A 10907-nucleotide genomic window follows, 5' to 3' on the forward strand; every position below is an offset into this window, starting at 1 on the left:
CTCTCAGACAAGGGCAATTATTAAGGAATTAATATATATGATTATTACATTGATTATAGCTTGGATAGTCTTCATAATATTATGGAAGTTGCTGAAAGCAACCGTGAGCACTGCATTAACTCTTGCGGCAATCCTTGTTTTATTAAATATTAGTTTTGGCATTACTCCCCAAGATATTTGGCATTACGTAATGCAGTTTGCTCAAAATCTGTCGCAGATCCAAACTGGAAAGTAAAAATCTATACTTCACTTTTGCTAATGAAAGGTGAAGTATAAAAGATGAAATGACAACCTTTCTTAATCAATTGTTATTTAATGCTGAAATCTTGGCTAAGGCATCCTTAAAACTTGGCGGCAACTGACGCATAATCTTGCCTCTGTCGCGATCTAAAGCCACTAATGTCACCTTAGCCGTGACGTATAATTCTTGTCCATCAGTTGAGACAATGGCATAATCCCAATTGATGCGCACACCTGTCACCTCAGCCATGCGCGTTTTTACCATCACTGCCATACCCAATTGAACTGAACGGTGATAGCGCACCGACAATTCTACAACTGGTAAATCGCAACCTATAGCGGCTAAATCAGCAAATTCAATTCCTATAGATCGTAAGCATTCAATCCGCGCTTCTTCCATCCAAGCTATATAAGAACCGTGCCAGACAATACCGCCATAGTCAGTGTGGTGGGGTTGCACTCTGACAGGATATTCAAACCAATTCCCAAACTCGTTAGTTGATGGATTGTCAAGGGCGCTGGTTGGTGGCAATTTTGGTTGGCTGGGTTTTTCTTCTGACATCTTCAATTTTCTCAGTACCTATAAATTTTCCAAATTATTGAACAGCATAAAAATTAATTGCGTTGTCGGACTTATTGATTTAATATTTACCTTCCGAGTATAGGGAGTGTTTTGTTATGCAGCCTAATCTCCGGTATGTGAGTGTTGTTACTTTATCTCTACTTAGCTTACTAGGTTTTGGGATGGTATATCCAGACATTAACCAGGTAAATACAAATGCAAGATTGAGGTACGAATCTGGAGAAAAAGCTCAAGCTTTACCCAAGAATAATCAACTCTCAGAAATTGCAAGGCTCAATGAAGAAGCTATCAAAGAATCTCGTCAAGGTCAATCGCAAGAAGCGTTGCAGAAATTACAGAAAGCATTAGCCATCAGCAGAGACTTTGGAGAGCGCTCTTGGGAAGCAGTAACATTCAACAACATCGGCAGAATCTACCAAAGTCAAAAAAAGTATTCTGAAGCACTTCGATCCTATCAGCAAGCCTTATTAATTAACAAAGAACTTGGGGATTTAGTTCGACTTGGAAAAACTTACAGTAACATAGGTTACTTATTCGATATCCAAAACCAGCCAGAGTTAGCAATTTTTTTCTACAAGCATTGCTTGATTAATCGTGAGAAAGCTCGCTTGAATCCATCAGTACTGAGTGCGCGGCAACCAGATGCTTACAACATAACTGTTAGACAGACATATCGCATTTTGGGTGAACGATTGCTGAAACAGGGACGTGTTGCTGAAGCACAAAGGATAATGGATTTACTCAAAGTTGAAGAACTAGAGGAATATCTCCAGAATGTGCCGGGTAATCAACGTACTGTCAAAGGTATTAATATAGCGGCAACAGAAAAACCAATTAAACAAAAGCTGGATCAAAGTGTCGATAATGCTGTTGTGCTGGGTAAAGAACTGACAACACTACGGAAAATTTCTCCCCAACAGCGATCGCTCGAACAGAAACAACGCATCGAGCAACTAGTCTTAAATCAACAGCAACTTCTAGATGGATTTAACGAATTTATCAATAGTCCTTCAGTGAAAGCACAGGTAGAGCAAATTAGCCGTACAGCGAGGCGGCAAAATTTAGATTTGGAAAGTCTCAACGAACTTCGAGATAATTTGGCGCGATTACCTCAAAAATCGGCACTACTCTACCCACTGATTTTAAAAGATAGTTTGGAATTGGTCTTGGTAACTCCTGAATCCCCACCAATCCATCGCACCGTTGCTGTAAAACGCGAAAACCTCCATCAAACAATTGATGCTTTCCGCCAAGCTTTAATTAATCCCAGTCGAAATATCAAAGCACCTGCACGCCAATTGTATGACTGGCTAATTAAACCGATAGAGAAAGACTTGAAGCTATCAGGTACGCAAACTCTAATTTACGCTCCAGATGATCGGTTACGCTACATTCCGTTAACTGCTTTATATGATGGCAAACAATGGCTGGTGCAGCGCTTTAATGTGAATCACATTACATCTGCCAGTCTGGCTAACTTAAACACCCCAAAACAATCCACTTTGCGGGTTTTAGCGGGTGCTTTTACTAAAGGTAATTATGAAATCAAAGTTGGGAATCGACAGGTTGCTTTCGCTGGCTTACCCTTTGCAACGCGGGAGGTGGAAAGTTTAGCAGCTGCGGTTCCTGAAACTACGAAGCTTTTAGACGATGCCTTTACCCCCAGAGTCACTGTACCCCAAATGGATGATTATACAATTGTCCATTTAGCGACTCATGCAGCCTTTGTGGTGGGTAAACCAGAAGATTCGTTTATTTTATTCGGGAATGGCGATCGCGTTAATTTTAGAAATGTCGCCACTTGGTCACTCCCGAATGTAGATTTGGTAGTGTTGAGCGCCTGTGAAACCGGCTTGGGAGGCAAGTTAGGTAACGGCGAGGAAATTTTGGGCTTCGGCTATCAGATGCAACAAACCGGCGCTAGAGCCGCGATCGCCTCTTTATGGTCTGTAGATGATGGTGGTACGCAAGCACTCATGAGTGCTTTTTATGGTATCCTCTCTACTGAAAAGCTGAGTAAAACCGAAGCTTTACGTCAAGCTCAAGTCTCATTAATTACTGGGAAGTGGAAGGAAATAAGTCACAATGCACGCGTAGCAGCAGTTAATGACTTTAGTCATCCGTACTATTGGGCACCCTTTATTTTAATTGGCAATGGACTTTAGGTGTATCGTATCTCACATTATAATTGCTGCTACTGCCCAGATTCACCATCTGACACCTTAGTAACGTGCAATAACGGTGATTTTGACCCGGCTCATGAGATTTTGGTAGCTAAAAAAAATATGCGATGGGCTAGCTATGGCCAATCACTTAATGATAATTGAGATAACGGGTAGGAGCGATCGCTAACTAACTGTTACCGATTAACAGTTACCGATAATCAATTTCTAATTTGCTACCGACCTTTGAAACCTTAATACTTCTTGGCAAGAGTTTTAGAGCCTGTATCACTTTGCATAGATTGCTTGACAAGATCGGCCAATTCGTCTAATTGGCTAATTGCCTCCGCACCTTCTAGCTTCATTAATTCGCGGTCATCCCGCATTTCCGTCCAAGTAATGCCGTAATCGGACACTAAAAATCTAATCAGATGGTTATCACCTAAGCTAACCATAAACGATGCACTATTCATTTGGTCGCCACAGGTATAGCACGATGCTGGATACCCACGACGCTCCAATACAATCGCCAAGGCTTGCAGGTTCATTACTAAGTCTTGAACGAATTGTCGATGTTGATGTGCTAGTCTCAGAAACACTTTTGTCCTCCAGACACCACAGTAATTTGAGTTTCTTTTATATTTTCTTTAGATTTTCTCATCCATTGGTATTGTAAACTATTCATTACAATTATCAGACGGATGATATTGAGTCGTTAATTGACTACCTTGTTTAGGGTAGTGGATCGATGTTTTGAGAGCCGTATCAAACTATTCAGTTTGCAAATTCAAAATTTCGGACAGAATTGCTAAATTTAACTATATCTTTATACACTTCTGTCAGAGTGCATTCTTACAGTAAGCGATCCGCTTTAAGGGTAACTTAAATCTAGCACTAGTCAACTACAAAAAAGGTACATATTTGGTTTTTATTAGCTATGTGCAGTCAAATACACGGTTATTAGAGGCCATAATGTAGTTTTGCATCGTTATACTGTCTCTTTTAGATGTTTAGTCTGTTCTCTTTCTAACGTAGATTTTGGTATAGACAAATGATTAGTTATACCAAATTCGTTCCTCCTAGATATATAAAGTTAAGCAGATGACAGTGCAAATGATAGATTAACTAGTTGCAAAAAAATTAAGTGCAACACTTTATACGAACCTAACGTAGTTAGTAGACAAATGTGAGTGTAGAATCCACAATGTAAAAACTTAACACTGATAATACCTAAACCCAACAGAGCAATGTTGCCATTTAGGCAATATTTCTAGGTATTTTTGGATTATTCCCAAAAAGTTGTACGAACCAAAGCAGGGTAATTTAGAAGGATTCTTATCTTAATTTGGTTTTGCCAAATTTAATGAATATATAATATATTTCGATTATCTATCCAAAGAGAGTAATTATTTTTTATTAATAACTCAGTTAACTAATTTGTAATTCGTCATAACGCTTTCTACAAGAGGCTGCGCCTAGCTTGCTTTCTCATAGACCCGGATTTCTCACCACACCTCGAATGGAGGAGTAATGAGTAGTGAGTAATGAGTAAAATTCTTAACTTATTACTTATTACTCATTACTTATACGCAAAGCAGCTTGTGAGAAATGCGGGATAGAGTACGCAAACCCCCTACCATTGCGCTAACGTAATTCGTAATTATTAGTAAGCTGGTGTGCATTCAAGTTGCACATTATCTCGTAGAGACTGTCATTAGTCATTTGTCCCTTGTCCTTTGTAAATACAAATGACTAATGACAAAGGACGACATTGACGGGGATTATGTAATTTAGATGTATTTTAGCTTAAGATACTTGTGCGTCATTGTCTTTTTTAGTGGTATTGAATTAGTTGGAGCCTAGATTCCAACTAATTCAATTATGAATTAAGAATTAATAGACTACTTGCCACCAACCGAAAGCTGGGCCGATAAAACGAATTGTTGCCCATCCTACAACCATAAGACCAATACCTATCCAAGCACCACGAGTAGTCCAAGTGACAAATTGTTCGCCTTGAGTTTTTGTGATCGGAACCCAAGACAAGATCCGAGTCTCTTTACCGTATGTTTCCCCTAGTGTGGTTTTACGACGTTTTGCTTCACCCATAATTAGCAATTTAAATTCTACTTAGATTCTAAATTTATCTTGCCAGAAATCATGCCTACAGAGAGGCGATGAATCGCAGCACCTTCCATAAGCTGATAATAGTTCTTGCTTCTGGGCGATCGCACTTTGGTTGACAAAATTTAAATTGGGCATTGGGGAGCCACTGCGGTGAGGCAGCCCCCATCTTCTCCCAAAGGGAGACGCGAAGCGCGATGGCGGTTTCCGTCGTTAGCGCTAGCGGTAGCGTTCGCGTAGCGTCTCGTAGAGAGGAACGAGCGTCTGGGAGACTGCCGAACCCGAAGGGTCTTGGGGTCTCCCCAAGTGGAGCAAGTGGCGTCACTGGTAACTGAATTTTAAGCAGAATTTTCCTCATCGGTATTGGAAAACAGGCTGGGATCGAGATAGTTAATGCGTGCCAGAGGACTTAAAGCTGCGAGAATTTGAGCGCCGTAGCTGCGGTTAACTACACGACTATCAAGCAAAGCCACAATCCCTTGACTTTCTCGTACTGGAGCGATCGCTCTTTGTAATTCATTTAAAGCTGCTGGCAACAAGTATAAACGGAACCAATCTTGATGCGATCGCTTATAAAGAGCTACCCTGCCAGCTACCAGAGGATTTTCCAAAGATGGTAAGGGCAACGTAGCAATGATTAACAGATGGGGTGCTGGCAAAACTCGTTGATGTTCTCGCCAAAATTCCCAACCGCTAATCAAAATACCATTTTCATCTAAACAAGTTTTTTCTACTTGCACCCGCGAACCAAACTCTGAAGCTAGAATTGCCGCTACTTGAGCCTTTAGTGGTACATCTCCCACTAAGACAACCGTTAACCCTGGTGCTGTCGCACTTAGACAAACTAGTGTGCGGACTTTGTGAATAAATGCCGCTTGAAATTCTGGCGTGTTGGGTAAGGGCAACTTATAGGGTACATACAGTTGAATTGCTTCCGCTTGACTCTCTGAGGAGAACTTCAGGCAAGTTAAATCGTCCAAACCCAAGCGCTGGCGGAAAAGGGGAGCCTCAGTTTCCGGTTCGATCGCGCTGCCAATTAAAACTACTGGTTGTCGCTGCCAAATCGGCGAGAGTATTTCCCCTAATTCCATTGGGGCGTAGTGCAAAGAAAATAAACCTTGTCGATGGGCAATAGTCGCCCAGAAGAGAGGAGGGGAAGTAGGGGGCGAAAGATTTTCATCAAGGGTTTGAAATTGCTGCCAGAAATTTTTCCACTTATGTGGGAGGTTTACTCGATCTAAAGCCAAACACAGGCGATTTAAAATTTCTATTTCCGGCTGGGAAATTAGATAGCACTGATATGGATTAACAGGATGCTGAAAAAGTTCGTGTGTTAGTTGTATCCGTGCTTCGCGAATTGCCTCAGCTTGGTTGGGACAAGCCAGCATGAGTTGATCCCAATCATCGGGTTGAATATCTTGGGTAAGTTGATGACGCACCCAATCTTCGAGATCGTCTACCCCATCAATAATTGTGGGAATGCCTTGGGGGAAGCGTGAGCCACCAGCCAATTGTCCTTTTAACCAAGCTTCTGGAGAGGTTAACAGTAGCCCTTGGAACTCAGCATCAGGCCAAGCATCACCTGTCCTAATCGATTTATTGGTTGGTAGCCACTGCTGTAGCCGGGGAATTTCCACCCGCAGCAGAAGTTGCTGCACAGTTTCTTGAGCAACAATAATTACAGGGCCATGCCACATCAGGGCTGATGCTACGAAACTAGTACGATACCGCCCTTGATAGCCACTAACTGCCCCTACTTGAATTAGGGCGCTACGTCCCAGGCGCAAGGCGCGTGCTACCAACCGTGCCATCGTCAAATGATGGGGCCAGGAAGGGAACCCCGCTTGCGATCGCAAAAAGTTATGTAGTGACAAATGAACTTCTGCCTCAATCACACGCTTTCAATTCCATACAAAGTGACTTTTACTTCCAATTGCCCCATTTCTATTATCTTGTCATTAGTCAGTTGTCCTTTGTCAGTTGTCCTTTACTAATGACCAATGACCAATGACCAATGACCAATCACCCAATACCCTATAATTATGCCAACTTACACAGGAATATCTAGCGAAGCCTTTAGGCATCCACTAGATCGTCAAGCCGAGCAAGCTTTACGAAATTTACCAGGATTTGATTTAATCGCTCGTAAATTTGTGGAATTTATCTACGAACGCCCTCAATTAGTCTATCTAATGGGTAACAGCATCCAAGTCGGTCCGCGTCAATATTCCACTATTTACCAGATGTTTCGGGAATGCGTCCGAGATTTGGACATTTACCCAGAACCAACACTGTTTGTCTCGCAAAATCCCCAAGCAAATAGCTATGCGCTGGGGCAAGAGAATCCTTACATAGTCATAAATACAGGGATACTAGACTTACTAGACGAAGCCGAGATGAGGACGGTGCTAGCCCATGAACTGGGGCATATTAAATGTGGTCATACTATTTTAATTCAAATGGCGATGTGGGCGATGAGTGCTGCTTCTGCCTTGGGAGAATTGACCTTCGGCATCGGTAATATTGTCACCCAAGGCTTGATTTACGCCTTTTTTGAGTGGCGGCGCAAAGCCGAGTTATCGTCAGATCGCGCTGCACTACTAGTAATGGATGACTTGAATCCTGTGATGTCAACGTTGATGAAACTCTCTGGCGGTAGTAACAAATATGCCAACGAATGTAGTTTACAAGAGTTTATTAAGCAGTCAGAAAATTATCAGGCACTGGATGAAGATGGACTGAATCAGATATATAAATTCTTGATCTACAATGGCGCTCAGGGTATGATGTTGAGTCATCCTTTCCCTGTTGAACGCTTACATTACTTACGGTCGTGGGCAGTATCCGAAGAATATCAGCAAATTCGCCGAGGAAATTATCAGCGATCGCCTGCTTCTGGAACGGTAAATGTTGCAGCAGAATCTTCCGCAAATGAAACAGAAATTTTACGCCGTCAAATTGAAGAATTACAACGAGAAATCGACAGAATGAAAAGGTCTGAGTAGTTTTGAGTGAAATTATATATAGTGCGCTGATTTATTTAATGCACTATATATATCTGAGGTTGCAGGTTCCGTAAGACTACATAAAGATTAATAACGGTGCTGAGTAAGGAATCTCACTCAGCACTTCTAAAACTGCGTTAACGTAAATTTTTTATGGGAAATTAAAATACTTAAGAGAAGAACCAGATAATTACTCCAGTTCCCAATATACAAATAATTCCCGCCAACCCAGCTAGGGGTTTTTTGTTTTTACCTGTGAACCAGTCAGAGACTTTACTTGTGTAAGTAATTAGTTCTGCTGTATCTATGGTAGCGATCGCCCATACCCATCCCGCGTGCAATCCCCAAGCTAAACCTAGATTACCACTTGTAGCAAAGCGTGCTAACACCAATACCATTCCCATCAGCCACAATCCAGGAAGTTGGGGTACGGTTTCGCGTTGCTCCCAAACCAGGTGTAACAAGGCAAAAATCAAGCTAGAAATTGCTGCTGCGAACCAAACTGGGTAATCCTGTGTTAATTCTGTGAACAGGAAACCGCGAAAAACTAACTCTTCTATCCCACCGACTAATAACGCTATCAAGAAAATCGGTAGCAATATGGGTAGTAGTAACTTGAAATTAGACTTTTCAAAAGAACACCAACCTAATCCGAATTGCCCACCAAATACAATAGCTAAACTCAGCACTCCCAAACTAAAACCTAGTGCTAAAAAACCAAGAGTTGAAAGATTGCCAACAAAGCCGTAATCTGAAAAAGATTTATTAGTCAACCAAACAACTCCCCAGAGGATTGGGGGAGCTAATAGGTAAAGTGACACCAATAACGGCATTTTTTGCTCTGGCTGTAAAGGTTTAGGAGGTTGCCAATTAAGCAATATTGCTGATGCTGTTGCTACTGGCAACCAGCAAACTATCCAACAAACAAAAAATGCCGTCACTATAACTAGTGGCGGTGCATTTTCTATAAATGCCAGTAAGACGTTGACCGAAGACTCAAAGAAAGTTATCAAAATAAACAAAAAAAACACGATAGACTTCTTGCATTATAGATTTCTTGCTGATTAATCAAGACTCTACTAAATTTGGTGACTTCTGCAAGGGGTCTAATCGTATTTTTTACCTAGCTACTAGTTTGCTGTTGGGGTAAGGACAAGTTATCATCACCTGAAACTTACCCTTACCATCAGCAAATTTACTCTTCGTCTTCCAAATCTTCGTCCGATTCGTCAGAATCTATATCTTGTGAGGTTAGTTTTTTATCGCTTTCACCTAGTTGAATCAGGTGAATATGTTTGTATCCCAGCCTAATTTCAAACTCATCTCCAGCCTTCAAGCCCATTGCTTTGGTATATGTAGCACCAATTACAATCTGACCATTCTGATGGACACTAACCCGATATGTCGGTTCACGACCACGACCATCTTTAGGTGCTTCTGGACTTAGAGGAATTCCTCTAGCAGATAGCAAAGCGTCATAAAAATCGGTGAGATTCACACGAACTTGATTATTCTTAGTAACAGTGTAATAGCCACACTGTTTAGCTCTTTCTCGGCGTGGTAATGTGGAAAGTTCTTTTACTTTAGCAAGTAGTGCTTTTCCAGTTAATGGCGCGGTTGCAGTTTCAGTCATTATGCTCAAATTTTCCTTACTCTCTCCAAACTGATAAACTATGTAGTCTCATGCCAGCATTTAATTTTTTAGCATTTGCATAGAGCTACTGAAGACCCTAATGTAACGGGTGAATTCCTGCCGATAGGAGCCAAAAGCACTTCTATATATGGTTGTCTACAACCAACTAGAGGCCATAGTTGCCACAGACATTAATTTTGGTGATTTTACGGCACTTTTAACCATTATTCGCCATCAGAAAGAAAACTATTTTCTTCTTTGGCGCTACTGTAGCGGTGTAACTTTCAGCCACCTTTACAAATGGGGTTAAGTTCTACTGCAAATAAGTCGTAGACCCAAATAATTGCAGGTTTTTCACTTTCAGTGCTTGCCTTTCTTGCAAAAGAGCAAGTAGAGTTTTCTCTACTCGTCCTTTCAAGCTTAGGACAGCATAGTATTTCAATAGAGTCCTACGGGCATACACCCTTTTGTCCTACCAGTAGAGACGCGAATTTTCTTGTCTCTACATTACGAATCAACAAAGCAGTAGTAACCGCGCTGATACGGCTCTTGATTCTGGTTTTGCTACTTCGTAATTTTATATTAAATACTAGCATGGACTAATAATAGCAAAATAGTTGTTTAATTTTGAATTAAAGTTGCTGGTAAATTTTTATTTAAATTCCTGGACTTAAAGAAGAAAAAAGCAGTGGCGATTTTCTTAACCCTTTATTGCAAGCGCGAGCATTGCTATCTGGCTTTTATAAAAATTTATATAATTGATACGAGCAGTTTTGACCAATGAGTTCAATCCCATATTTTCTTGATTAAGAGCAAGCCGAAAAGCGAAAAGTCACGTACCTCCGGGTTTAGCGGTGCTCTAACTTTTCTTTGAAAGTTATGAGAATTTTTCCTCGGTTTATTATCTTCAGGTCAAAAGCGGTCAAAGGATTTTGTACGTCTGTCTATGGGAAGAACAAATCTCTTAACATCTGCCTAGTGCTTGATTGCCACTACTATATATTAAACATGGGCTTTCACACTTCTATATAATCAAAAAATTTCGTCAAGTGGCCGCGAAGGCGGAATTTTACTGTCAGGACTGCTTGACTCAAGTTGACATCAAGATATGTTGCTAACTTCACATGCATTTCATTTGGATACGATCGTTAGATCAAAGA

At 41.0% G+C, this 10907-nt stretch carries 12 protein-coding genes; 4 read left to right on the top strand and 8 right to left on the bottom strand.

The annotated features are described in order from the left end of the window. The first annotated feature begins 37 nt into the window (after positions 1–37). On the top strand, positions 38–235 hold the full coding sequence (locus IQ229_RS23625) for a hypothetical protein (RefSeq protein WP_228013002.1): 198 nt from the start codon (positions 38–40) through the stop codon (positions 233–235). A gap of 66 nt (positions 236–301) precedes the next feature. Here IQ229_RS23625 and IQ229_RS01665 read toward each other — a convergent pair whose 3' ends face one another. Then, on the bottom strand, positions 302–802 hold the full coding sequence (locus IQ229_RS01665; RefSeq protein WP_194040696.1) for an acyl-CoA thioesterase: 501 nt from the start codon (positions 800–802) through the stop codon (positions 302–304). Positions 803–918: 116 nt separating this feature from the next. Between IQ229_RS01665 and IQ229_RS01670 the strand changes: the two genes are divergently transcribed. Beyond that, entirely contained in the window at positions 919–2988 is a 2070-nt protein-coding gene (locus IQ229_RS01670; protein WP_194040698.1) for a CHAT domain-containing protein, read from the top strand. A 251-nt stretch (positions 2989–3239) separates the two neighbouring features. Here the strand turns inward: IQ229_RS01670 and IQ229_RS01675 are convergent, their stop codons facing one another. From IQ229_RS01675 to IQ229_RS01690, 4 genes are all read right to left on the bottom strand, one after another. Continuing rightward, a complete protein-coding gene (locus tag IQ229_RS01675; RefSeq protein ID WP_094350113.1) occupies positions 3240–3584 on the bottom strand; it encodes a DUF1815 family protein in 345 nt (114 codons plus the stop codon). A gap of 1294 nt (positions 3585–4878) precedes the next feature. Further along, complete coding sequence (locus IQ229_RS01680) at positions 4879–5094, bottom strand: DUF2839 domain-containing protein (protein ID WP_194040700.1); 216 nt, start codon at positions 5092–5094, stop codon at positions 4879–4881. Positions 5095–5149: 55 nt separating this feature from the next. Next, the gene (locus IQ229_RS01685; protein ID WP_228013001.1) at positions 5150–5467 is read right to left on the bottom strand and encodes a hypothetical protein; all 318 of its coding nucleotides are present in this window, start codon (positions 5465–5467) and stop codon (positions 5150–5152) included. Continuing rightward, positions 5448–7004: a helicase C-terminal domain-containing protein gene (locus tag IQ229_RS01690; protein WP_194040704.1), complete on the bottom strand. Its 1557-nt coding sequence runs from the start codon at positions 7002–7004 to the stop codon at positions 5448–5450. Before IQ229_RS01690 ends, IQ229_RS01685 begins: the two co-directional genes overlap by 20 nt. Positions 7005–7151: 147 nt before the next feature. Between IQ229_RS01690 and IQ229_RS01695 the strand changes: the two genes are divergently transcribed. Then, on the top strand, positions 7152–8114 hold the full coding sequence (locus tag IQ229_RS01695; RefSeq protein ID WP_194040706.1) for a M48 family metallopeptidase: 963 nt from the start codon (positions 7152–7154) through the stop codon (positions 8112–8114). A 126-nt stretch (positions 8115–8240) separates the two neighbouring features. On the opposite strand, the gene IQ229_RS24780 is transcribed toward IQ229_RS01695, so the two are convergent. From IQ229_RS24780 to IQ229_RS01705, 3 genes are all read right to left on the bottom strand, one after another. After that, positions 8241–8321 (bottom strand): hypothetical protein, encoded by an 81-nt coding sequence (locus IQ229_RS24780; RefSeq protein ID WP_409339884.1) that lies wholly within the window; start codon positions 8319–8321, stop codon positions 8241–8243. Then, positions 8285–9145: a CPBP family intramembrane glutamic endopeptidase gene (locus IQ229_RS01700; protein WP_194040708.1), complete on the bottom strand. Its 861-nt coding sequence runs from the start codon at positions 9143–9145 to the stop codon at positions 8285–8287. Before IQ229_RS01700 ends, IQ229_RS24780 begins: the two co-directional genes overlap by 37 nt. 164 nt (positions 9146–9309) lie before the next feature. Continuing rightward, on the bottom strand, positions 9310–9747 hold the full coding sequence (locus IQ229_RS01705) for an AbrB family transcriptional regulator (RefSeq protein ID WP_094350106.1): 438 nt from the start codon (positions 9745–9747) through the stop codon (positions 9310–9312). 148 nt (positions 9748–9895) lie between these two features. Between IQ229_RS01705 and IQ229_RS01710 the strand changes: the two genes are divergently transcribed. Further along, the gene (locus IQ229_RS01710; protein WP_194040710.1) at positions 9896–10057 is read left to right on the top strand and encodes a hypothetical protein; all 162 of its coding nucleotides are present in this window, start codon (positions 9896–9898) and stop codon (positions 10055–10057) included. The last annotated feature ends 850 nt before the right edge of the window (positions 10058–10907 follow it).

This window comes from Nostoc cf. edaphicum LEGE 07299, from assembly GCF_015207245.1.
Taxonomy (GTDB): Bacteria; Cyanobacteriota; Cyanobacteriia; order Cyanobacteriales; family Nostocaceae; genus Nostoc; species Nostoc edaphicum_B.

Excerpts from the sequence above, each read along its gene's own strand:
- IQ229_RS23625 (WP_228013002.1), top strand. The coding sequence starts at position 38 with ATGATTATTACATTGATTATAGCTTGGATAGTCTTCATAATATTATGG.
- IQ229_RS01665 (WP_194040696.1), bottom strand. The coding sequence starts at position 802 with ATGTCAGAAGAAAAACCCAGCCAACCAAAATTGCCACCAACCAGCGCC.
- IQ229_RS01670 (WP_194040698.1), top strand. The coding sequence starts at position 919 with ATGCAGCCTAATCTCCGGTATGTGAGTGTTGTTACTTTATCTCTACTT.
- IQ229_RS01680 (WP_194040700.1), bottom strand. The coding sequence starts at position 5,094 with ATGGGTGAAGCAAAACGTCGTAAAACCACACTAGGGGAAACATACGGT.
- IQ229_RS01685 (WP_228013001.1), bottom strand. The coding sequence starts at position 5,467 with ATGAGGAAAATTCTGCTTAAAATTCAGTTACCAGTGACGCCACTTGCT.
- IQ229_RS01695 (WP_194040706.1), top strand. The coding sequence starts at position 7,152 with ATGCCAACTTACACAGGAATATCTAGCGAAGCCTTTAGGCATCCACTA.
- IQ229_RS01705 (WP_094350106.1), bottom strand. The coding sequence starts at position 9,747 with ATGACTGAAACTGCAACCGCGCCATTAACTGGAAAAGCACTACTTGCT.
- IQ229_RS01710 (WP_194040710.1), top strand. The coding sequence starts at position 9,896 with ATGGTTGTCTACAACCAACTAGAGGCCATAGTTGCCACAGACATTAAT.